Here is a 21,029-nt window from a genome sequence, read left to right as displayed (position 1 = left end):
ACGTCGCCAAATCCTAGAACCATAGCGTCCTAGGGGAGATCGCCATGCACCGCCTGTTTTCGATTTTCATCCTGCTGTTCGCCGCGACGACCGCATCGGCGCAGGAGGGGACGACAATCATCCATGCCGGCCGGGTAATCACCGAGGCGGGCACGCCGGCGCGCGGCGCTGCGACGATCGCCGTGCGCGACGGCCGGATCGTCAGCATAGCGGACGGGCATGTCGCGCCCACCGATGGCGCGACGCTGGTCGACCTGTCCGGGCACACGGTCCTGCCGGGGCTCATCGAGATGCATTCGCATCTGGGCGGCGATCCGGGTGGCGATTACCGGGACGAGGCCGTCGAAACGACCGAGTGGAGCGTCATTCTCGGCATCAGGAATATGGCGACGACTGCGCGGGCCGGCTTCACGACCGTTCGGGTGCCCGGAATCGGCAATGACGTCGGGCAGGCGTTGAGCCGGGCGACCGCCGAAGGACGATTGCCGGGACCGCGCATCCTGACGTCGGGCCATGGCCTGTCGATTATCGGCGGACATGGCGATGTTTCGGGTTTCCGCGAGGATGTGCTGGAGGTTCTGGACGGTCACAACACCTGCACCGGACCGGTCGAATGCGCGGTGCGGGTTCGCGAGGCCGGGCGGCGCGGGAGCGATTTCATCAAGATCACGGCCACCGGCGGCGTGCTGAGCCAGCAGGCCCGCGGCCTCGACCAGCATTTCACCGACGAGGAGATGCGCGCGATCGTCACCTCCGCCCACAGCCTCGGCATGCACGTCGCCGCCCATGCGCACGGCCCGCGCGGGATCGAGGCGGCGGCGCGCGCGGGCGTCGATTCGATCGAACACGGCACCTTCGCCGATGCGGCAGCGTTGCGGGCGATGCAGGAGAACGGCACGGCCTTCGTGCCGACCCTGATGGCCTATACCGGTATCCGCGAACGGCTGGGTACCGGTGTCTACACGCCGCAGGTGGAAGCCAAGATCCGCGAAACGCTGTCCGTCGTCGGCCAGGCGGCGCGGCGCGCGCATGCACAGGGCGTCACGATCGTGTTCGGCACCGACGCCGGCGTTTTCGAACATGGACGCAATGCCGAGGAGCTTGCAATGTATGTCGATCTGGTCGGCATGACGCCCACCGAGGTTCTGCGCTCGGCGACGGTCGATGCCGCCGAACTGCTCGGTCTGGAGAACGAGATCGGGCGGCTTGCGCCCGGCTATTCCGCCGATTTGATCGCGGTCACCGGCGATCCGCAGGCGGATATCGGGGCGCTCGGCGACGTCGATTATGTCATGGTCCGCGGCCGGGCGATCGAATAGCCGCGACCCGGCCGATCCGGGCTTTGCACGAATCGCGCAGTTTGATAGCGGGGCCCGCATGAGCGTTACCGACAAGGCCATCCTCGCCGAGCGCAATCGCGAGATCATCGCCCATATCGAATCGCATTCCGGCATTCAGCGGGTGCCGACGCGCAACATCGATATCTATCAGTGCCGCGACTTCCTGAACGACGAGGAATGCGAGCTGCTGGTCCAGAAGATCGACCGCGACGCCCGGCCGTCCACCCTCCTGTCGAGCACCGACGATACCGAATTCCGGACCAGTTCCAGCACCGATTTCAACCGGCAGGAACCGGCGATCGACAAGATCGAGGAAAAGATCACGCGCTTCATGGGGATCGCCAAGGAAAATGGCGAGACGATCCAGGGCCAGCGCTACGAGGTCGGCCAGCAGTTCAAGCCGCACAATGACTGGTTCTACGACAACCAGGAATATTGGAAGGCGGAAAAACATAATGGCGGCCAGCGGACCTGGACCGCGATGGTCTTCCTCAACGACACCCAGGTCGGCGGGGCGACGCGGTTCAAGCGGCTCGGCAAGATGTTCCATGCGGAAAAGGGCAAATTGCTGTGCTGGAACAATCTGACCCATGAGGGCGAGCCCAACGAATGGTCGCTGCATCAGGGGATGAAGGTGCGCAAGGGCGTTAAATATATCATCACCAAATGGTTCCGGGAGCTGCCGTGGGTGCAGGGCGCCCAGCCCAGCCGATATTAGCGTCTATCGGCCGGATCGGCGTTTGGACCGCGGCGATCTGCCGTTTGCAGATGCGCGCCGGTCCTTGGTGGATTAGCCGTGGAATTGACCGCGTGGATGGAGGATCGCATCCTCGTACAATTGGCGGCGGCCCGTCGCCTTGCGTGTAAGGGGACCGAAACAGCAGATGAGGCAGGCATTCTTCATCATTTCGATCGTGTTTTTCGTCGCGATGACGACGGTCGCGATGCGATATGATTATGGCGATGCCGGCACGCTCGCCGTCGAGGAGACGGACATACCCGTCGCCATCGAAATGCGCGGCGAAGCGCAGCGCAAAATCTGCTAGGCAGCTGATATCCAGCCATATTTTTGAAATACCGACACTTGTTCGCTAATTGCCTGACAGCGAAAACCCGGCCACTAGACATTTCCAACTGTATTGCTTAGGCAACACACAGACTTCCAGGAGCTAGATACTATGACCCGCAAACCCGTTCACTATCTGAATGCCGCGCTGCTTGCATCGGCGGCGCTGATCGCCGTGCCGGCCCATGCCGACCATCACGCCGCGCCGGCGGCCGAGGCGTCCGACGCCGAGATGACCGAAGATCAGCGCCTGCGCGCGCTGTTCGCCGCGAGCGACGAGGACAATCTCCGGCGCAATCCGATCATGGCGATCTTCCGGGGCGACATGCGCTATGCGGACCAGATCGGCGATTTCATCACCGACGAATATTTCAATGCCGAGCGCGCCGCGGCTACGGCCAATCTCGCCGCGCTCGCCGAGATCGACCGGTCCGCACTCTCGCCTACCAATCGGATCGCCTACGATATTTTCCGGCTTCAAGAGGAAGAAAATGTACGCGACGTCACGCCCGAGATGCTGGCGCTGACGGTCGTCCGCCCGGTCAACCATTTCTCCGGTTTCCACACCTTCTACCCGACCTTCGCTTCCGGCCAGGGCGCGGCGCCGTTCAATACGGTCGAGGATTACGAGAACAATCTGAGCCGCCACCAGGATTTCATCACGATCGGCGACCGGTCGATCGAGCGCTTCCGCGAGGGCATGGAATCGGGCGTCGTCGAAAGCCAGCTGACCATCGGCCGGGTGATCGAACAGCTCGATACGCAGCTCGCCGCCGGTATCGAGGATTCGCCCTATTATGCGCCGGTGCTGAACTTCCCCGAGGATTTCTCGGAGGAAGACAAGGCCCGGCTGACGGCCGCCTATCGCGAATCGACCCAGGCGATCTTCGACAGCTATACCCGGATGCGGGATTTCCTCCGCGACGAATATCTGCCGGTCGCGCGCGAGGGCGTCGGTCTCGTCCATATGCAGGGCGGCGACATGCTGTACGCGCAGATGGTCCGCGACACGACGACGCTCGACCTGACTCCCGATTACATCCACGATCTGGGCCTTGCCGAGGTTGCGCGGATCACCGCGGAGATGGAAGCGATCAAGGCCGAAGTCGGTTTCGAAGGCACCTTGCAGGAATTCTTCGAGTTCATCCGCACCGATCCGCAGTTCAAGCCGGAAAGCCGCGAATGGCTGGGCGAGGAATATTACCGGATCGGCGAACGCGTCGATCAGCGTATCTCCGAACTCTTCTCGACGACCCCGACCAGCCCGCTGGAAATCCGCGCGGTCGAGCCGTTCCGCGAAGCGACGGCCGCGGGCGGGTCCTATCAGTCGGGTACGCCGGACGGATCGCGTCCCGGTGTCTTCTACTACAACGCCTATAATCTCGACGAGCGGCTGACGCCGGGCATGGAGACACTGTACCTCCATGAAGGCGCGCCGGGCCATCATTTCCAGATCAGCCTGGCCCAGGAAAATGCGGACCTGCCCAACTTCATGCGCTTCGGCGGCAACACGGCGTTCGTCGAGGGCTGGGCGCTCTATTCGGAAACCCTGGGCGAGGATCTCGGGCTCTTCACCGATCCCTATCAGCGCTTCGGTCATCTCAACGACGAGATGCTCCGCGCGATGCGGCTCGTCGTCGATACCGGTCTGCATTCCAAGGGTTGGACCCGCGAGCAGGCGATCGAATACATGCTCGCCAATTCGGGCATGACCAATGTCGAAGCGACGTCCGAAGTCGAGCGCTACATCGCGATTCCCTCCCAGGCGCTCGCGTACAAGGTCGGAGCGCTGACGATTCAGGCGCTGCGGGCGCAGGCCGAGGAAGCGCTGGGCGACAATTTCGACATTCGCGGCTTCCATGAGCAGGTGCTCGCCACGGGCTCGCTGCCGATGGCCGTGCTGGAGGCCAAGATCTACGACTGGGTCGAAGCCAATGGCGGCGAACGCCCCGGCGGCATCGACCTGATGGCCGTGCACGGCTCCGCCGACTGAGACTGAGTGCGCGTTTGAAGGGGCGTTCGCGGTTCGCCGCGGACGCCCTTTCCTATTTGGGCTCGTCGGGCCCCAGATCGGGGTCGAGATCGCGCGGCCTGACATAGCGGACAAGCCTGCCGGTCCCCGGCGCGATATCGGCCCAGCTGTCGACATCGAATTCCATTTCGGCGAGCGCGCAGGTCGGGAATTTTTCCTCGACCGCCGCTCTCGCCGCGTCGCCCTTCGTGTCGGGAACGAGCAGCAGGACGAGATCCTCGAGTCCCGAATTATGGCCGGACAGCAATAGTGCATCCGAGCCGTCGCCGGCTTCGTGCACCACATCGAGCAGCGTCATGTTGGAAGCGAGATAGACGCGCCGGTCCCATTCCGGCTCGATCGCCTCGCCATAGCCCTTGGCGACGCTTTCCAGCGTCTCGATCACACGGATGGCGGGCGAGGCGATCACGGCATCGAACATCACGCCCTCTTCCTGCATATGCTCGCCCATCAGGGTCGCCGCGCGCTTGCCCTTCTCGTTGAGCGGGCGGTCGAAATCGCGTTTCACCGGGTCGTCCCAGCTCGATTTGGCGTGACGCAGGAGGATCAGGCGCTTCATGAATTCTCCACAGGGTTCGGCATCCCCGCCTGTTGCCCGAAATCGGCGACGGAAGAAAGACGCGCCGATACCCGCGCGACCGCTTCGTCGAGCGGCACGCGCGACACGGGCGTTCCTTCGGGGAAAGCGGTGAGCAATCGCGAGGGCGTGGCGGCGGAGAGCAGCACGAACATGCCGCTATCGTCCTTGCGGCGGATCAGGCGCCCGAACGCCTGGGCGAGCCGGGCGCGGACGACCCGGTCGACATAGGCATTGCCGCCATTGGCGAGTTTACGGGCTGCATGGAGCACGGTCGGGCGCGGCCAAGGCACGGTTTCGAGGAGCACGAGCCGCAGGGATTCACCCGGCACGTCGACGCCGTCGCGCAACGCATCGGTGCCGAGCAGCGAGGCATGGGCGTCGTCGCGGAAGATATCGATCAGGGTGCCGGTGTCGATTGGATCGACATGCTGGCTGTAGAGCGGCAGGCCGTTTCTCGCCAGCCGGTCGGCGATCCGGGCATGGACCGCTTTGAGGCGTGCGATGGCGGTGAAGAGGCCGAGCGTACCGCCATTGGCCGCCTCGATCAGCCGCGCATAGGCGCCGGCGAGCGCCGGCAGGTCGCCCTTCTTGATGTCGGTGACGATCAGCACCTCGCTGTTCGCCGCATAGTCGAAGGGGCTCGGCGCCTCGAACCGTTCCGGCGCAAAATCGAGATGCGGGGCACCGGCGCGCGCCTCGGCCGCGTTCCAATCCTCGCCGCCCTTCAAGGTCGCCGATGTGACGATCAGGCCATGCGCGGGCTTGATGACGGTTTCGGCGAGCGGCTTGGTCGGGTCGAGCCAGTGGCGGTGCAGGCCGATATCATATTCGCGACCCTCATAGCGGTCGATCGCCAGCCAATCGACGAAATCGGGATCGGCGGGGCCGCCGAGCCGGGCGAGCAGGGAGATCCAGGCGGCGAGCATCTGGCCGCGCATCGTCAGCCCCATCATCGCCCCCTCGATCCGCGCCCGGGCCTGGGTGTCGAGCCAGTCCGGCGCGTCTTCCAGCACGGCTTCGAGCCGCTGGCGCAGGATGGCGAGCGGGCGGTGCAGCGCCTCGAGCGCCTCGGCCGCTGCGCTCACGGCCGCGATCAGCGCGCCGTCCAGTTCGGCCGCTTCGGTCTCCAGCCCATAGCCGGCATCCTGCGCCTTGGCGCGGGCGAAGACCGTGCCGCGCACGGCGGCGAGCAGTTTCTCGACCGGCCCGAGGGGAATGCCTTCGGCGATCCGGCCGAGCCAGCCGTCGCCGGGAAGGGCCGCGGCCGCCGTGCTTGCCGCCTCGATCGCCGCGCCGCCCGCCTCGTCATAGGAGGCGACGTCCATGAGCCGTGCCGACAAGCCCCGCCGCCGGCCGCGATGCTTGCCTTCGGGACCGATGATCCAGCGTCTGAGCTCGATGGCTTCCTGCCCGGTCAGCGCGGCGGAAAAGGTCGAATCGGCGGCATCGAACAGATGATGGCCCTCGTCGAAGACGATCCGGGAGAGAGCCGAGCTATCCTCCCGCCGCCGCTCGGCCATGATCATCACCAGCGCATGGTTGGCGATGACGAGATCGGCGCCTTCCGCTGCCCGGGCCGAGCGTTCGATGAAACATTTGCGGTAATGCGGGCAGCCGGCATAGACGCATTCGCCGCGCCGGTCGGTCAGCGCCGTCGCACCCGCGCGCCGGAACAGCGTCGGCAGCCAGCCCGGCAGGTCGCCGCCGACCATGTCGCCATCCTTGCTATAGGCTGCCCAGCGCGCGACGAGCTGCGCGAGCACCGCCGCACGGCCGGCAAAGCCGCCTTGCAGCGCGTCCTCGAGATTGAGCAGGCAGAGATAATTTTCGCGGCCCTTGCGGACGACCACCTTTTCGCGCCGTTCGGCGGCGTCGGGGAAAAGCTTCTCCGTCTCGCGGTCGAGCTGGCGTTGCAGCGCCTTGGTATAGGTCGAGAGCCAGACCGCGCCGTCCGCTTCCTTCGCCCAGAGCGAGGCCGGCGCGAGATAACCGAGCGTCTTGCCGATCCCGGTGCCGGCTTCGGCGATCAGCATATTGGGTTTGCCTGCCGCCGGACGCGGGTCGAAGACGCGGGCGGCCGCGCGCGCATAGTCGCGCTGGCCCTCGCGCCGCTCGGCCTCTTCGCCGACCAGGGTCTCGAGCCGGTCGACCGCCCGATGCTCGTCCATGGTGACGGTGCGCGGGGTGGGGCGGGGCGGCTGATCCTCCCATTCGGGCAGCCGCGAAAAGAGCCAGCGCTCGGCCTTGTCGGGTTTGGCGATCCGTTCGGCCACCGTCGCCGCCCAGGGCCAGCGCAGGCGGAACAGGTTCTGCGCGGCGCTCCAGGCGCCCTCGCGTTCGCCCCAGCCCTCCCATTGCAAAGTTTCGAGCAGATGCCGCGCGGCGTCGAGCAACAGCATCGCCGCATCCTCGTCGGTCTCCGGCACGGGAAGGCCCAGGGTGCGCGCGATTCCCGCCGGTGTCGGCACGGTGAAGCGCGCGGGATGGACGAAGGCGAACAGTTCGAGCAGGTCGAGACCGGACAGTTCCGGATAGCCGAGACGCTGTCCGGTCATCGGCGCGTTCAACACGATCATCGGCGTTTCGGCGGCGGCCGAAATCGCTTCGCCGCGCCCGCTTTCGCGAATCTCCCCGTCGCCCGAGGCGATCCATATACCGCCATGGGTGGCATGGAGCGCGCGATAGGGGAGGGGAGCGGGTTTCGACACGGACGGCCATCCTTCGCCCAACGGGAACGGAAGAGCAACATGGCCATCGCGAGCGGCCGGTCTTTGCGCTTCCAAAATAGGAAAAAGCGTGTCAGCCAAAGGCGATGAACCCGCGCTGCCCCATGATCCGCTCGACATCGGTTTCGGCGCCCCGAGGGGCCGGGGAAACCCGGGCGCGTGTCAACCAGTGTCAACCGGCGCCCGTTTCGGCGATTCCATTCAGCCAAGATACGCTTTATGTGAACGGCCGTTGGCCAAAGACGAATAAAAGGGGGTTATCCGGCCCGGTGCGCCCGGCTATGGCTGCGGCGCCATGACATCCCAGCCGATCAGCCAATATGCAATGCAGTCCAAAGCCTGGCCCTATGAGGAGGCGCGGAAACTCCTGAAACGCTATCCGGACGGCAAGCCGGACGGTTCGCCGATCCTGTTCGAAACGGGGTACGGGCCGAGCGGCCTGCCGCATCTCGGCACTTTTCAGGAGGTCGCGCGGACCGAGATGGTGCGTCACGCGTTCAGCGAGATGAGCGACTATCCGACCAAGCTCATCGCCTTTTCCGATGATATGGACGGGATGCGCAAGGTTGCGGAAAATTTGCCCAATCGGGACATGCTGGCCGAGCATCTGGACGAGCCGCTGTGCCGCGTGCCGAACCCGTTCGATACCGAGCATGAGAGCTTCGCCGCGCACAACAATGCGATGCTGCGCCAGTTTCTCGATCGTTTCGGCTTCGATTACGAATTCATGGCCTCGTCCGACTGCTATCAGTCCGGCCGTTTCGACGAGACGCTGACGCTCGTCCTCGCGCGCTACGACAAGATCATGGACGTCATGCTGCCGACCCTGGGCGAGGAACGGCGCGCGACCTATTCGCCCGTGCTGCCGATCTCGCCGGTCAGCGGCAAGGTGCTCCAGGTGCCGGTCGAAGTCCTCGATCCGGCCGGGGGTATCGTCCGGTTCGTCGATCCGGCGACCGACGAAGCGGTCGAGCATTGTATCCTCGGCGGCGCGGCCAAGTTGCAGTGGAAGGTCGATTGGGCGCTGCGCTGGGTGGCGCTCGGTGTCGATTATGAGATGTCGGGCAAGGATCTGATCGATTCGGTGACGCAAAGCTCGAAGATCGCGCGCGTCCTCGGCGCCAGGCCGCCCGATGGGTTCAACTATGAACTCTTCCTCGACGAGAATGGCCAGAAGATTTCGAAGACCAAGGGCAATGGCGTCACCATCGAGGAATGGCTGACCTATGCGCCGCAAGAATCGCTGAGCTTCTACATCTATCGCGATCCGAAAAAGGCGAAGCAGCTCTCCTTCGGGATCATCCCCAAGGCGGTCGACGAATATCACCGCTTCCTTGCTGCCTATCCGGACCAGCCGATCGAGCAGCGGCTGCCCAACCCCGTGCACCATGTCCATGCCGGCAACCCGCCCGCGCCGCACATGCCGATCAGTTTCGCGCTGTTGCTGAACCTGGTCGGCGTCGCGAGCACCGACGACAAGGACCTGATCTGGGGCTTCGTCCGGCGCTATGCGCCCGAGGCGAGCCCCGAAAGCCATCCCGCGCTCGACGCGCTGATCGGCCATGCGCTCGCCTATTTCCGCGATTTCGTTGCCGATACGCTGGAGCGGCGCGCGCCGGACGAGCGCGAGGCGGCGTCGTTGCGCGACCTCGACGACGCGCTCGCGGCGATGCCGGAGGATGCCGATGCGGAGACCATCCAGAATGCGGTGTTCGAGATCGGCAAGCGGCACGAGTTCGAGCCGCTGCGCGACTGGTTCAAGGCGCTGTACGAAACGCTGCTCGGCACGAGCCAGGGGCCGCGCATGGGCAGTTTCGCCGCGCTCTACGGGATCGACAATGTCCGCAAGCTGATCGCCGAGGCGCTGGCCGCCTGATGCGGGTCAGCGCTCCAGCGCGGCGGCAAGATCGGCTCTCAGGCTCTTGAGTTCGGTCAGCAGTTCTGGCGGCAGCGCAGCGTGCGGTTCCGATTCCGGTTGCCCGGATCCTTCACGCTCTCCCGACTTGCCGGACAGGACCTTCTGCACGCCGCGGATCGTATAGCCGTCCTCGTTGAGCAGCCGGTGGATGCGCTCGACCAGCGCAACATCGGCGGGACGGTAGTAGCGGCGATTGCCGGCGCGTTTGAGCGGCTGGAGCTGCGGGAAGCGGGTTTCCCAATAGCGCAAGATATGCTGCGCGACGCCAAGCTGGCTGGATAGTTCCCCGATCGTGCGAAAGGCGTCCGCGTCCTTGGCCATCTGTTACCGGTTCAGGCTCCCTCGACGATCGTTTCCCGCATGGACTGGCTGGCGCGGAAGGTCAGCACGCGGCGCGGCGCGATCGGCACTTCGACGCCCGTTTTCGGATTCCGGCCGATACGTTCTCCCTTGTCGCGCAGAACGAAACTGCCGAAACCGGAGATTTTCACATTCTCGCCATCCGACAGCGCATCGCACATATGCGCAAGCACCGATTCGACGAGCTGCGCCGAATCTGCGCGCGAAAGGCCCAGCGTTTCGTGGACGGAGTCGGCCAGATCGGCCCGGGTCAATGTTCCTGCGTCGCTCATAAGCAACCCCCCAATATCGTTTTTATTGTTTATTCCATATCTTAGCGATCGCGATCGGGCAATTCCCCGTCAATAACGAATGATCGACGCTCCCCAAGTGAAACCGCCGCCCATCGCCTCGAGCGCGAGCACGTCCCCGCGTTTGATGCGCCCGTCGCGGATCGCGGTGTCGAGCGCCAGTGGCACCGACGCCGCCGAGGTGTTGGCATGCCGATCGACGGTGATCACGACCTTTTCCGGTGGCAGGTCAAGCTTCTTCGCGGTCGCGTCGAGTATCCGGCGGTTGGCCTGGTGCGGTACGATCCAGTCGACATCCGCCGCCGTCAGTTCCGCCGCGTCCAGCGTTTCGTGGAGGACGTTGGCCAGGTTGACCACCGCATGGCGGAACACTTCCCGGCCCTTCATGCGGAGCTTGCCGACCGTTCCCGTGGTCGACGGCCCGCCGTCGACATAAAGGAGCTGGTTGTGGCGGCCATCGGCGTGCAGCTTGGAGGCGAGGATGCCGCGCTCGCCGTCTTCCGCGCCGAGCACGACGGCGCCGGCGCCATCGCCGAACAGGACGCAGGTGCCGCGATCCTCCCAGTCGAGAATGCGGCTGAATGTCTCCGACCCGATGACGATCGCCTTGTGCGCGCTGCCGCCGCGAATCATGTTGTCGGCCACGGTCATGGCGTAGAGAAAGCCCGAGCACACCGCCTGTACGTCGAAGGCGACACAGTCTTCGATCCCCAGATCGGTCTGGATGATCGTCGCCGAAGCCGGAAAGGTTTGATTGGGCGTCGATGTAGCGAGGATGATCAGGTCGATCTCATCGGCGTCCAGACCGGCAGCGTCGAGCGCCCTCCGGGCTGCGGCGGTTCCGAGGCTCGCGGTCGTTTCATCCTCGCCGGCAATATGCCGGAAGCGGATGCCGGTGCGTTCGATGATCCACTCGTCGGACGTATCGACGGTCTCTGCCAGTTCATCGTTGCTGACCCGTCGGGCGGGAAGAGCCGATCCCGTTCCCAAAATCGCCGATCTTGTCGTCATTCGGCAGCGTCCTCGATCGCGTCTTTGGGGAAATTTTCCAGGTCCCGCGCAATTTTTCGGGTGATGTCGGCCATCGCCATCTTCGCCGCGACGCTGATCGCGTTGCGTACGCCGTTGTCGTCCGCGCCGCCATGGCTTTTGACGACGAGGCCGTTGAGGCCGAGAAAGACGCCGCCATTATGGTTGTTCGGATCGAGCGTGCGACGCAGCAGGTTGGCGGCGGGGCGGGAGAGAAGGAAGCCGAATTTCGAGCGCAGCGAGCTGGTAAAGGCCCGGCGGATCAGGTCGGCGACGAAGCGCGCCGTTCCTTCGATCGTCTTGAGCGCGATATTGCCGGAAAAGCCGTCCGTCACGATTACGTCGACATGGCCGCGCGACAGCCGGTCGCCCTCGATATAGCCGGTGAATTCGAGCGGCAATGCATCGGCCGCGCGCAGACGGGCGGCGGCGTCCTGCAACATGCCCGTGCCCTTCAGTTCTTCGGTGCCGATATTGAGCAGCGCCGTGCGCGGGCGTTCGATATCGAGGACGGTGCGTGCATAGGCAGCGCCCATGACGGCGAACTGGACCAGGTTTTCCGCGTCGCATTCGGCGTTGGCGCCGAGATCGAGCATGACGACGTCGGTTTCGCCGAGCGTCGGCAGCAGCGCGGAGATAGCCGGGCGTTCGATGCCTTCCATCGTCCGCAACGCGACCTTGGCGATCGCCATCAGCGCGCCGGTATTGCCGGCCGAAAGCGCCGCTTCGGCGTTGCCGTCCTTCACCGCCGCGATGGCGAGGCCCATCGAGGAATCCTTGGAACGCCGGAGCGCCTGGCTCGGCTTGTCCTCGCCGGCGATCACGCCGTCGGTATGGATCACCTCGACATTGTCGGAAAGCGACTTGTGTTTCGCGATTTCCGCGCGAATCGCGGTCTCATCGCCGAAAAACAGGAAGCAGAGATCGGGGAAATCCGAGCGCGAGGCGGCCGCCCCCGCGACCATTACTTCCGCACCCACATCGCCGCCCATCGCATCGATGGCGATCCGCGGCGCGCGGCTCATCTGGTTATCTCCGGCCTTTGCTCAGATGCTCTTCGTCGAGAATCTCGCGACCGTTGTAAAAGCCACATGCGTTGCACATGTGATGCGGGCGTTTCAGTTCCCCGCAATTGGGGCATTCGCCAAAGGCTTCGGCCTTCAACGCATCATGCGCGCGGCGATTGCCACGGCGGGAGGGCGATACTTTTCTCTTCGGAACGGCCATGTCGGCACCTTAATTGCTAGCAATTGCCAAAAAACTGTTTCGCCACCGGCATTACGAGCTTCTCCGGCGGCCATCAAGGCTGCCGCATGATCCCGAGCCGATAAGCGGTGAAGTCGGGCGCATATAGCGAATTTGTGCGCGCTTGCAACCTTTGTGACCGCATGCGAGGGCCCGGTCGACAAGATAAGAGGATCGCCATGAAACTGGAAATCACACTGATAATCGCCGCAGCCGCGGCGCTGCTTAATATCTGGCTGGCGGTGCGCGTCGGCCGCGTGCGGACGTCGGAAAAGGTCTCGGTCGGCGACGGCGGTAACGAGTTGTTGACCCGCCGGATGCGCGCGCATGCCAATTTCGCCGAATATACGCCCTTCTTCCTGATCCTGCTCGCATTGGTCGAGCTGGCCTGGGGTGCCAGCCTCTGGCTCTGGGGCGCCGCGATTCTCTTCATTCTCGGCCGGATCGCCCATGGTTTCGGGATGGATGGCAACGACAAGCTGCGCGCGTTCGGTACCTTCTCGACGCTGCTCGTGCTGCTGGGGCTCGCCATTTACGCGCTGGTGATCGCCTATTCGGGCGCCAGTTTCATCGGTTTCGAAACGACGACCTCGGTCAACGCCTGAGGGCGCTACACGGACGCCAGGATTCGGTCGGCGACGAACCCGTTGGTCTGGCGTTCCCGGCCGAAGGTCGACATCGGGCCATGGCCCGGAACGAACGCCGTATCGTCGCCCAATGGCCAGAGTTTCTGCGTGATCGCGTCGATGAGGTCCTGATGGTTGCTCATCGGGAAGTCGGTCCGGCCGATCGAGCCCTGGAACAGCACATCGCCGACGATCGCGAATTTCGATTCGGGATGATGAAAGACGATATGGCCGGGCGTATGGCCGGGGCAGTGATAGACGTCGAGCGTCAGTTCGCCGACCGTCACCTGGTCGCCATTGTCGAGCCATCGATCGGGTTCGAACGTCTTGCCGGCCATGCCCCATTTGCGGCCGTCATCCTCGAGCCGCGAGATCCAGAACCGGTCCGCCTCGTGTGGCCCCTCGATCGGTACACCGAGCTCGTCGGCGAGGATCTTGGTCTGGCCGCAATGGTCGAGATGCCCATGGGTGACCAACAGTTTCTCGATCGTCACCCCCATCTGCTTCGCGGCGGCCTTGAGCTTGTCGAGATCGCCGCCGGGATCGGTAAAGGCGCCGCGCATCGTCTTGGTGCACCAGATCAGGGTGCTATTCTGTTGAAGCGGCGTCACCGGAATGATCGCCGCCTTGAGGGGAGCGGTGTCGGTCATGGCCGGTGACATGGCAATTGCGGTGCGCGCTTGCAACTGGCGAAGTGCGCCAAGGCTTGGCATGGGGCGGGCGTGATCGAAACGATTTCCTCCGAAACGCCCTTCGTGCTGCTCGACGATGCCCGGGCCGATGGCGCGGACGCGCGGCTGTTTGCCGATCCGGTTGCGACAATCGAGGCCCGGGCTCACGATAGACTGGATGACGCGCTCGATCGGCTGGAGGCGGCCCGTGTCGACGGGCTGCATGCGGCCGGGTTCCTGAGCTATGAGGCGGGTCATGGGCTGGAAGACCGGTTGGCGCCGCTTCGCCGCCAACCGGAGGATGGCGCGCCGCTGCTGCTCTGGTTCGGCTTGTTCGAACGGATGGAGCGCATTGCCGCCGATCGGATCCCGGCGCTGCTGCCAGATCCCTCCGGCGGCTGGGCGGGCGAGCCGGAACCGCGGATCGCGCAAAGCGGTTACGAGAAGGCCTTCGAACGGGCGCAACGGTTCATCGCGGCAGGCGATATCTACCAGACCAACCTGACCTTCGGCTGCGATGTGAAGCTGGCCGGCCATCCGCTTGCCATCTACGCGCGGCTGCGTTCCGGATCGCTGGCCGGTTATGGGGGGGTCGTCTGGACGGGGTCGCACTGGCTGCTGTCGCTTTCGCCCGAACTCTTCTTCTCGCTGGCCGATGGCCAGATCACGGCGCGGCCGATGAAGGGCACGGCGGTCCGGCATGACGATCCCGGAACCGATGCCGCGGCGCGCGATACGTTGCAGTCCGATCCCAAGCAGCGTGCCGAAAATCTGATGATCGTCGATTTGCTGCGCAACGATTTGAGCCGGGTGGCGGCGCCGGGCAGCGTTTCGGTCCCCTCGCTCTTCCATGTCGAATCTTATCCGACCGTCCACCAGATGACCTCGACCGTAACGGCGGATATCGCCGCGGGGCGCTCGGCGCTCGGTCTGATCCGCGCCATCTATCCGTGCGGATCGATTACCGGCGCCCCGAAAATCCGGGCGATGGAGATTATCGATGAACTCGAAGCGGCGCCGCGCGGACCCTATACAGGTTCGATCGGCTGGATCGATCCAAAAGGCGATGCCGCGTTCAACGTTGCCATTCGGACCCTGGTACTCGAAGAGGGTGCGACCAGTGCGATGCTCGGCCTCGGCTCGGGTATCGTTGCGGACAGCCGAGCGGGGGACGAATGGCGCGAATGCCTGGCCAAGGGGGCCTTTGTGACTGAGGGGCAGCCGCGTTTCGACTTGATCGAGACGATGCGCTTCGATCCTGTCGAGGGGATCGAGTGGCTCGAAAAGCATCTCGCGCGGATGAAGGCGAGTGCGCGGGCGCTGGGTTTCGCATTCGACAGACACGCCGCGCGCAACGAGCTGCAGACTGCGACGTTTCGGGTTAACGCGCCATCCAAGGTCCGGCTGCTGCTGTCCCGGCACGGGCGAGTCGCGATCGAGATACGACCGGCACCGGAGGAGCCCGAAGCTCCGGTTCCTGTCGCGATCGCGCCGCGCGGCGCCGATGCGCAGGACTTTCGGCTCAACCACAAGACGACGGCGCGATCGCTCTATGACGCGGCCTTTGTCGGCGGTGTTGCGTTCGAGACCCTTCTCGAAGATGGAGAGGGCTTTCTCACGGAAGGCTGTTTCACGAACCTGTTCGTCGAGCGCGATGGGACGCTGCTGACCCCGCCGCTGTCCCGCGGTCTCCTGCCCGGAATCTTGCGCGCAACGCTGATCGAAGACGACCGCGCGGTTGAGGGTGATCTGACCCGCGCCGATCTGGCCGAAGGGTTCCTGATCGGCAATGCCGTGCGGGGCCTGATGAAGGCGCGGCTCGCTTAAACGCCGAGGCGGTAGAAATCGAGCGCGAGGATCCGTTCGATATGCGCGAGCCATTCGCGGACGCCATCGTTCGCGCGCGCGCAATCGAGTTCGATCACGACATTCTGGCCGCGTCGTCCGGTACGCACCTTGACCCCATCGGCTAGGAACACGCTTTTCAGCGCGACCGCCGTATCGCTGTGTGCGCCGACCAGTTTCGGCGCGTAGACATTGCCGTCGTCAAAGGTGAATTGCCCACCGGCGCTGTCTGTCGCTGGAACGTGCTCCATGCCCATATAAACGTCCGCGCGGTGCAGCGCGCTTGCGGACCGGCTGATCCCGGCGTGGCGGAAGAACTCGATCGCCTTTTGGGTATCCTCGACCGCACCGGAGGCGATATGCTGGCGCGCCTCGAGATAGCCGTGCCAGCGTTCGACATTGTCTAGGCTCGAAAATTCGCTGTCGAACAGCGCGCGGAAACTGTTGGCATAGCTGTAGCGCAGCGCCTCGTCGGCGACGTCGAGCGTGACGAGTTTCACGATCTTGCGCTGTGAGCGGGCCATCAGGATCGCATTGGTGAACAGAAATGCCGTCGCCAGTGTCTCGGTCAGCTCGGCGCTTGCCGGGAGATCGCGGCAGCGCAAGGCGAACACGCTCGCTTCGCCCGATGCTACATCGCGCACCGCCTGGTCGAACTCCGCCTTCTCGCTGTCGAGAAACAGATTGGGTACGTTGGGAAGCGAGGCCATGTATCCGCTCCTATAAGGCCGTTACGAGTTTGCCCGCGATCTCGTCGATCTTGGCAATGTCGATGCCGGCGACGTTCATCCGTCCGTCGGGAATGATATACACGCCCTGTTCCTCGCGCAGCGTGACCGCCGCTTCGGGCGTCACGTTGATCAGCGAGAACATCCCGTACCCCTTGTCGATATAGGTCCAGTCGCGATCCTGCTTAGCGCGGGCGAGCGCGAGAGCGAGAGCGGTGCGGTTCTCGTTGATCCGCTCGCGGATCTCGGCGAGCTCTGCCAGCCAATCCGCCTTGAGTTTCGGGTCTTCGAAGATCGTACGGACGATGCTCGCGCCATGGTCGGGCGGCATCGAATAATTGGCGCGGGCGAGCGACAGCAGCGCCGAATTGGCGGCGCCGAGATCGGGATGGTCCTTGCCGACGAGCAGCGCGGCTCCGGTGCGTTCGCGATAGATGCCGAAATTCTTGGAACAGCTGAGCGCGAGCAGCATCTCCGGCGCGCGCTCGGCGATGATCGCCACTCGCGCCGCATCTTCTTCCCAATCCTTGCCGAAGCCGAGATAGGCGGAATCGACGAACGGGATCAGCCCGCGCGCGACCACGCCTTCGGCAAGCCGGGCGAGGTCGTCGGGCGTGGGATCGATGCCGGTCGGGTTGTGGCAGCCGCCATGGATGACGACGACATCGCCGGGCGATGCCGCGTCGAACGCCGCGAGGATCGCGTCGATATCGGGCTCCGCATTGAACTTCGGATAAGGATAGGTCGCCATCTCGACGCCGACCGCGCCGAAGATCGCCTGATGGTTCGGCCATGTCGGGTCCGGGAGCCAGAAGCGGGCGTCCGGGTTGAGGCTTTGCGCGAGTTCCGCGAGCACCCGCACCGCGCCCGACCCGCCGATCGACTGGATGCCGATCATGTCGGCGCCATATTGATGGTCGGGCAGCACCTCCCTGGCGAACAGTTCGACGAACTTCTGGTCGCCGCCGACGCCGACATAGGTCTTCGTCGTCTGCGTATCGATCAGCCTCTGCTCTGCCGCCTTCACCGCGCCCATGACCGGCGTCAGGCCGCTCTCGTCCTTGTAGACGCCGATACCGAAATCGACCTTGTCGTCGCGCGGATCGGCCTGGTAGGCGCGGCTGACGGCGATGATCTGGTCGATTGGGCGGGCGACGGCGTTGTCGAACATTTTTCTTCCTTACGGATTGACCGATTTGACGGGCAGGAAGCCCGAATTTGCGTTGCGGACATCGCTGGCGACGTAGCTGCCGAGCAGCTTCACGTAGCGCGCCTTCTCCTCGAGCGCGTGCAGTGCCGACTGGACGGCGTCTTCCTCGAGCCCGCCGCCGATATCGATATAGAAGGTCGGCAGCGCGGTCTCTTCGGAGATCGTATAGGTTTCCAGGGTCGTGATATTGATGCCCGCATCGCGGAACACCGCCAGCGCCTCGATCAGCGCGCCGGGCTGGTGATCAATCTGGAAGATCAAGGTCGTGATGTTGGCGCCCGCATAATCGGGACCGAGCGCCGGTTTTTCGAGCGCCAGGAAGCGGGTGTAGTTGTTCTTCTGGTCGGCGATGTCGCGTTCGATCACGACCCCGCCGAACACCTGCGCCGCGACCGAAGAGCCGATCGCTGCGACATGGGGATCGCCGAGCTCGGCCACCTGCTTGACCGCGCTTGCGGTATCGACGGTCTCGACCTGTTCGGCATCGCGGCAATGCGCTTCGATGAAGCCCGAGCTTTGCAGGAAACCCTGGCGATGGCTGAGGATACGCGTGATGCTGCCGGGTTCGGAAACGGGCTGCGGCCCGGAATGCGCTTGGATCAGGCAATGCTCGATCCGCTGCATATGTTCCTGCACGATCGCCATCTCGGTCGAGAGCATCAGGCGGTGGACATCGGGGATACGCCCGCTGGTCGAGTTTTCGATCGGGATGACGGCCGTCTTGTGCTCGCCGGATTCCACCGTTTCCATGATCTCGCCGAAGGTGCGCAGGCCTATATGCTCGGCTTCCGGAAACATGCCGATTGCCGCCTGGTAGCTATAGGTGCCGGGCGAACCCAGATAAGCGATTGTCTCTGCGGTCATTCCTCATTCTCCAGCGCGTCGATCCGGGCCTTTGCGTCGGTCAGCGTCTCCAGCAAAACTCCGGGCACAGGCTCGTCGGCCATGGCGGCGATCAGATCAAGCCGTTTTTTGAATTCCTCCATCGCGGCCTTGAGCTCGGCGCTGTTGGCGCGAAAGATGTCCGACCACATTTGCGCGTCCGATCCGGCAAAGGCAGCGATGCCGCGATAGGAGGCCGGAAGCAGGTCGCCGGGTTCGTCGGTCCCGAGCCCGGCGAGCGCGTAGGCGATCAGGTGCGGCAGATGCGATCCGAGCGCGAGCAGCCGGTCATGCGCGTCCGGCGTCATCTCGACGACCTCGGCGCCGAGCCGTTCGAGCAGGATTTTCGCATGTGCCAGCGCTTCCGCGCCGGTGCTCTCGGTCGGCGTCAGGACAAAGGGCCGTGCCGTGACGATATCGCCGCTGGCCCGCCCGGGACCGGCCGAGATCCCGCCGGCCAGCGGATGGCCGGGAACGAAACGCCCGGCATCGGCGCCGGACGTCGCGACCGCCGCGACGATCGCCTGTTTGGCCGATCCGGTATCGATGATCAGCGCGTCGCTATTCGGCAGCTGCAACAGCGTGACGACCTGTTCGGCAATGGTGGCGACCGGCGTCGCGACGAAAATCGCGTCGCAGCCGGCGAGCGGCGCTATCGTCCCCACCCGTTCGCTCCTGGGATGCCGCTCTGCGACATAGGCGGCGTTGCCGGGGCTCGCATCATGAACGAGCAGCACCGTGTCAGGCAGCGCCCGCGCCAGCCGCGCGGCGATGGAACCGCCGACCAGGCCCGCGCCGACCAGGCCAAACTTCTGGAAATCGATACCGCTCATCGCCCTGATGGAGAAAATCCGTGTTGCATTGCACTGCACAAAAGCCGCTTCGCGACCTAAATGCAAACGGAATTCGGCTGTTTCTGTAACGAAACTCATCTCTCTTTCGAACGAGGGATTGTGGCGTGTAAGCCCGATTTCAGGCCCGGTTCAGCCGGTTAGCACGATATCGGGTCCAGACTTGAGGTGATGCGTATGATGATAGACCGACGAACCATTTTGAGCGGCGGCGCGATCGGCGCGCTGGCGACGCTGGTCGGCTGCAGCGGCCGGGCCGATGCGACGAACAGCGGCGATTTTCCGATCCGCTACACCGACGCGCAATGGCGCGAACGGCTGACGCGGGAGGAATTCCGCATCCTGCGCGGCCATGGCACGGAACGTCCCTTCACGAGCCCGCTCGATGATGAGGATCGCCGCGGTACCTTCACCTGTGCGGGCTGCGGCAACCGGCTCTTCAGCTCGGCGACCAAATTCGACAGCCGCACCGGCTGGCCGAGCTTCTATCGGCCGCTCGATGGCGCGATCGGAACCAGCGTCGATACGACGCTCGGCATGACCCGTACCGAAGTGCATTGCGCCGATTGCGGCGGCCATCTCGGCCATGTGTTCCGCGACGGGCCACGCCCGACCGGGCTGCGCTATTGCATCAACGGCGTGGCGATGGATTTCATTCCGGCGAGGAGCTAGACGCATGATTATGAAGAAACTCGTCTCTTTCGCCATCGGCGGCGGCGCGGTTGTCGCGGCGATGGCAGCCATTTCTCTTCCCAACGTGCAGCAGTCGGTCGAGGCAGCTGTCCCGATTCCGCTTCCCGCCACCAATGTTGTGGTGACGGACGGTAATCAGGTTGCCGTTTTCGCAGGCGGCTGTTTTTGGGGCATGGAGGCCGTGTTCCAGCATATTCGCGGCGTGCGCAGCGTGACGTCGGGCTATGCCGGCGGCAGCGCCGAAACCGCGACCTATCGCCAGGTCGGCACCGGCCGGACGGGCCACGCCGAAGCCGTGCGCATCGTCTACGATCCGAGCGTCGTCACCTATGGCGAGCTGCTGCGCATCTATTTCTCGGTCGCGCACGATCCGACCCAGGTAAACCGCCAGGGCCCGGATGTCGGCCCCGATTACCGCTCGGCCATCTTCCCGCAGAACGCGGCCCAGCGCAGCGTTTCCCGGCGTTATATCGCCCTGCTCGACGAATCGGGCCGTTTCTCGCGCCCGATCGCGACGCGGATCGAGAGCGGGACTTTCTATCGCGCCGAGGATTATCATCAGGATTTCATGAACCGGAATCCGCGCCACCCCTATATTCTCGCCCATGATGTCGAGAAGGTGGAGGATCTGCGCGAGACCTTCCCGCGGATGTTCACGAGCACGCCTGCGGCGTAATTTTGTCAGAGCTTCGCTAGCGCTCAGGCGCGGCACCGGATTTTGTTTGTCAGAACGTGCTAGCGCAACGTCGCCGCACCGGCCCTCTCCCCCTCCCCACCTCCCATTGAGTATACCCTGGTGGGAGGGGGAGAGGGCCGGGGCGGCGCTCTACCGAAAGGTCGAGTCTGATAACAGAATCCCGGTGCCGCGAACTTTCGCTAGAAAATTTCCGACAATCAAATCCATCCAACTGCGCTTGCTTCGCCGCGTCGTTCCGCC

21 protein-coding genes are annotated in these 21,029 nt (G+C 64.3%); 9 read left to right on the top strand and 12 right to left on the bottom strand.

What is annotated here, in order from left to right; translation table 11 throughout:
- Window positions 1-44 precede the first annotated feature (44 nt).
- The 4 genes from HFP57_RS09825 (at window position 45) to HFP57_RS09810 (ending at window position 4,399) form a co-directional block, all read left to right on the top strand.
- Window positions 45-1,319: a metal-dependent hydrolase family protein gene (locus HFP57_RS09825; protein WP_176869602.1), complete on the top strand. Its 1,275-nt coding sequence runs from the start codon at window positions 45-47 to the stop codon at window positions 1,317-1,319.
- 58 nt (window positions 1,320-1,377) lie between these two features.
- Window positions 1,378-2,058 carry a prolyl hydroxylase family protein gene (locus HFP57_RS09820; protein ID WP_176869601.1) on the top strand — a complete coding sequence of 227 codons (681 nt, stop codon included), beginning with the start codon at window positions 1,378-1,380 and terminating at the stop codon, window positions 2,056-2,058.
- Window positions 2,059-2,224: 166 nt separating this feature from the next.
- Window positions 2,225-2,386: a hypothetical protein gene (locus HFP57_RS09815; RefSeq protein WP_176869600.1), complete on the top strand. Its 162-nt coding sequence runs from the start codon at window positions 2,225-2,227 to the stop codon at window positions 2,384-2,386.
- 132 nt (window positions 2,387-2,518) lie between these two features.
- Window positions 2,519-4,399 carry a DUF885 domain-containing protein gene (locus tag HFP57_RS09810; protein WP_176869599.1) on the top strand — a complete coding sequence of 627 codons (1,881 nt, stop codon included), beginning with the start codon at window positions 2,519-2,521 and terminating at the stop codon, window positions 4,397-4,399.
- 52 nt (window positions 4,400-4,451) lie between these two features.
- Here HFP57_RS09810 and HFP57_RS09805 read toward each other — a convergent pair whose 3' ends face one another.
- Together HFP57_RS09805 and HFP57_RS09800 are read right to left on the bottom strand one after the other, a co-directional pair.
- Window positions 4,452-4,997 (bottom strand): SixA phosphatase family protein, encoded by a 546-nt coding sequence (locus HFP57_RS09805; RefSeq protein ID WP_176869598.1) that lies wholly within the window; start codon window positions 4,995-4,997, stop codon window positions 4,452-4,454.
- Window positions 4,994-7,726: an ATP-dependent DNA helicase gene (locus HFP57_RS09800; protein ID WP_246263022.1), complete on the bottom strand. Its 2,733-nt coding sequence runs from the start codon at window positions 7,724-7,726 to the stop codon at window positions 4,994-4,996. Before HFP57_RS09800 ends, HFP57_RS09805 begins: the two co-directional genes overlap by 4 nt.
- 313 nt (window positions 7,727-8,039) lie before the next feature.
- Here HFP57_RS09800 and HFP57_RS09795 point away from each other — a divergent pair, with 313 nt between their 5' ends.
- Window positions 8,040-9,620 (top strand): lysine--tRNA ligase, encoded by a 1,581-nt coding sequence (locus HFP57_RS09795; RefSeq protein ID WP_176869596.1) that lies wholly within the window; start codon window positions 8,040-8,042, stop codon window positions 9,618-9,620.
- Between the two features lie 6 nt (window positions 9,621-9,626).
- On the opposite strand, the gene HFP57_RS09790 is transcribed toward HFP57_RS09795, so the two are convergent.
- The 5 genes from HFP57_RS09790 to rpmF all read right to left on the bottom strand — a co-directional run bounded on the left by HFP57_RS09790 (window position 9,627) and on the right by rpmF (window position 12,568).
- Window positions 9,627-9,983 carry a MerR family transcriptional regulator gene (locus HFP57_RS09790; RefSeq protein WP_176869595.1) on the bottom strand — a complete coding sequence of 119 codons (357 nt, stop codon included), beginning with the start codon at window positions 9,981-9,983 and terminating at the stop codon, window positions 9,627-9,629.
- Window positions 9,984-9,994: 11 nt separating this feature from the next.
- Window positions 9,995-10,294: an integration host factor subunit alpha gene (locus tag HFP57_RS09785; RefSeq protein WP_176869594.1), complete on the bottom strand. Its 300-nt coding sequence runs from the start codon at window positions 10,292-10,294 to the stop codon at window positions 9,995-9,997.
- Between the two features lie 69 nt (window positions 10,295-10,363).
- Entirely contained in the window at window positions 10,364-11,323 is a 960-nt protein-coding gene (locus tag HFP57_RS09780; protein ID WP_176869593.1) for a beta-ketoacyl-ACP synthase III, read from the bottom strand.
- A complete protein-coding gene (gene plsX, locus HFP57_RS09775; RefSeq protein ID WP_176869592.1) occupies window positions 11,320-12,366 on the bottom strand; it encodes a phosphate acyltransferase PlsX in 1,047 nt (348 codons plus the stop codon). The genes HFP57_RS09780 and plsX overlap by 4 nt, the downstream gene beginning before the upstream one ends.
- 4 nt (window positions 12,367-12,370) lie before the next feature.
- Entirely contained in the window at window positions 12,371-12,568 is a 198-nt protein-coding gene (rpmF, locus tag HFP57_RS09770; protein WP_176869591.1) for a 50S ribosomal protein L32, read from the bottom strand.
- A gap of 197 nt (window positions 12,569-12,765) precedes the next feature.
- Here rpmF and HFP57_RS09765 point away from each other — a divergent pair, with 197 nt between their 5' ends.
- A complete protein-coding gene (locus HFP57_RS09765; RefSeq protein ID WP_176869590.1) occupies window positions 12,766-13,191 on the top strand; it encodes an MAPEG family protein in 426 nt (141 codons plus the stop codon).
- Between the two features lie 5 nt (window positions 13,192-13,196).
- On the opposite strand, the gene HFP57_RS09760 is transcribed toward HFP57_RS09765, so the two are convergent.
- The gene (locus tag HFP57_RS09760) at window positions 13,197-13,862 is read right to left on the bottom strand and encodes an MBL fold metallo-hydrolase (protein WP_176869589.1); all 666 of its coding nucleotides are present in this window, start codon (window positions 13,860-13,862) and stop codon (window positions 13,197-13,199) included.
- Between the two features lie 72 nt (window positions 13,863-13,934).
- Between HFP57_RS09760 and pabB the strand changes: the two genes are divergently transcribed.
- Entirely contained in the window at window positions 13,935-15,710 is a 1,776-nt protein-coding gene (pabB, locus tag HFP57_RS09755; protein WP_246263015.1) for an aminodeoxychorismate synthase component I, read from the top strand.
- Here pabB and HFP57_RS09750 read toward each other — a convergent pair.
- Genes HFP57_RS09750 through HFP57_RS09735 form a run of 4 tightly spaced genes read right to left on the bottom strand, consistent with a single transcriptional unit; the run spans window position 15,707 to window position 19,381 of the window.
- Window positions 15,707-16,438, bottom strand: a complete 732-nt coding sequence (locus tag HFP57_RS09750; RefSeq protein WP_176869588.1) for a hypothetical protein — start codon at window positions 16,436-16,438, stop codon at window positions 15,707-15,709. The genes pabB and HFP57_RS09750 overlap by 4 nt on opposite strands.
- A 10-nt stretch (window positions 16,439-16,448) precedes the next feature.
- A complete protein-coding gene (locus HFP57_RS09745) occupies window positions 16,449-17,627 on the bottom strand; it encodes an aromatic amino acid transaminase (RefSeq protein ID WP_176869587.1) in 1,179 nt (392 codons plus the stop codon).
- Window positions 17,628-17,636: 9 nt separating this feature from the next.
- A complete protein-coding gene (locus tag HFP57_RS09740; RefSeq protein WP_176869586.1) occupies window positions 17,637-18,530 on the bottom strand; it encodes a prephenate dehydratase in 894 nt (297 codons plus the stop codon).
- Window positions 18,527-19,381, bottom strand: coding sequence for a prephenate dehydrogenase (locus HFP57_RS09735; RefSeq protein ID WP_176869585.1), 855 nt, complete (start codon window positions 19,379-19,381; stop codon window positions 18,527-18,529). The genes HFP57_RS09740 and HFP57_RS09735 overlap by 4 nt, the downstream gene beginning before the upstream one ends.
- A 195-nt stretch (window positions 19,382-19,576) precedes the next feature.
- Between HFP57_RS09735 and msrB the strand changes: the two genes are divergently transcribed.
- A complete protein-coding gene (msrB, locus tag HFP57_RS09730; protein WP_425500704.1) occupies window positions 19,577-20,071 on the top strand; it encodes a peptide-methionine (R)-S-oxide reductase MsrB in 495 nt (164 codons plus the stop codon).
- 4 nt (window positions 20,072-20,075) lie between these two features.
- Window positions 20,076-20,768 (top strand): peptide-methionine (S)-S-oxide reductase MsrA, encoded by a 693-nt coding sequence (msrA, locus tag HFP57_RS09725; protein ID WP_176869584.1) that lies wholly within the window; start codon window positions 20,076-20,078, stop codon window positions 20,766-20,768.
- The last annotated feature ends 261 nt before the right edge of the window (window positions 20,769-21,029 follow it).

The sequence above is a fragment of the Parasphingopyxis algicola genome (assembly GCF_013378075.1).
In the GTDB taxonomy this organism is placed as follows: Bacteria; Pseudomonadota; Alphaproteobacteria; order Sphingomonadales; family Sphingomonadaceae; genus Parasphingopyxis; species Parasphingopyxis algicola.
The sequence above is the reverse complement of the archived record's forward strand: the minus strand, read 5'-3'. Positions and strand labels throughout refer to the sequence as shown.

Excerpts from the sequence above, each read along its gene's own strand:
- HFP57_RS09825 (WP_176869602.1), top strand. The coding sequence starts at position 45 with ATGCACCGCCTGTTTTCGATTTTCATCCTGCTGTTCGCCGCGACGACC.
- HFP57_RS09820 (WP_176869601.1), top strand. The coding sequence starts at position 1,378 with ATGAGCGTTACCGACAAGGCCATCCTCGCCGAGCGCAATCGCGAGATC.
- HFP57_RS09815 (WP_176869600.1), top strand. The coding sequence starts at position 2,225 with ATGAGGCAGGCATTCTTCATCATTTCGATCGTGTTTTTCGTCGCGATG.
- HFP57_RS09810 (WP_176869599.1), top strand. The coding sequence starts at position 2,519 with ATGACCCGCAAACCCGTTCACTATCTGAATGCCGCGCTGCTTGCATCG.
- HFP57_RS09805 (WP_176869598.1), bottom strand. The coding sequence starts at position 4,997 with ATGAAGCGCCTGATCCTCCTGCGTCACGCCAAATCGAGCTGGGACGAC.
- HFP57_RS09795 (WP_176869596.1), top strand. The coding sequence starts at position 8,040 with ATGACATCCCAGCCGATCAGCCAATATGCAATGCAGTCCAAAGCCTGG.
- HFP57_RS09790 (WP_176869595.1), bottom strand. The coding sequence starts at position 9,983 with ATGGCCAAGGACGCGGACGCCTTTCGCACGATCGGGGAACTATCCAGC.
- HFP57_RS09785 (WP_176869594.1), bottom strand. The coding sequence starts at position 10,294 with ATGAGCGACGCAGGAACATTGACCCGGGCCGATCTGGCCGACTCCGTC.
- HFP57_RS09780 (WP_176869593.1), bottom strand. The coding sequence starts at position 11,323 with ATGACGACAAGATCGGCGATTTTGGGAACGGGATCGGCTCTTCCCGCC.
- plsX (WP_176869592.1), bottom strand. The coding sequence starts at position 12,366 with ATGAGCCGCGCGCCGCGGATCGCCATCGATGCGATGGGCGGCGATGTG.
- rpmF (WP_176869591.1), bottom strand. The coding sequence starts at position 12,568 with ATGGCCGTTCCGAAGAGAAAAGTATCGCCCTCCCGCCGTGGCAATCGC.
- HFP57_RS09765 (WP_176869590.1), top strand. The coding sequence starts at position 12,766 with ATGAAACTGGAAATCACACTGATAATCGCCGCAGCCGCGGCGCTGCTT.
- HFP57_RS09760 (WP_176869589.1), bottom strand. The coding sequence starts at position 13,862 with ATGACCGACACCGCTCCCCTCAAGGCGGCGATCATTCCGGTGACGCCG.
- HFP57_RS09750 (WP_176869588.1), bottom strand. The coding sequence starts at position 16,438 with ATGGCCTCGCTTCCCAACGTACCCAATCTGTTTCTCGACAGCGAGAAG.
- HFP57_RS09745 (WP_176869587.1), bottom strand. The coding sequence starts at position 17,627 with ATGTTCGACAACGCCGTCGCCCGCCCAATCGACCAGATCATCGCCGTC.
- HFP57_RS09740 (WP_176869586.1), bottom strand. The coding sequence starts at position 18,530 with ATGACCGCAGAGACAATCGCTTATCTGGGTTCGCCCGGCACCTATAGC.
- HFP57_RS09735 (WP_176869585.1), bottom strand. The coding sequence starts at position 19,381 with ATGAGCGGTATCGATTTCCAGAAGTTTGGCCTGGTCGGCGCGGGCCTG.
- msrB (WP_425500704.1), top strand. The coding sequence starts at position 19,577 with ATGATGATAGACCGACGAACCATTTTGAGCGGCGGCGCGATCGGCGCG.
- msrA (WP_176869584.1), top strand. The coding sequence starts at position 20,076 with ATGATTATGAAGAAACTCGTCTCTTTCGCCATCGGCGGCGGCGCGGTT.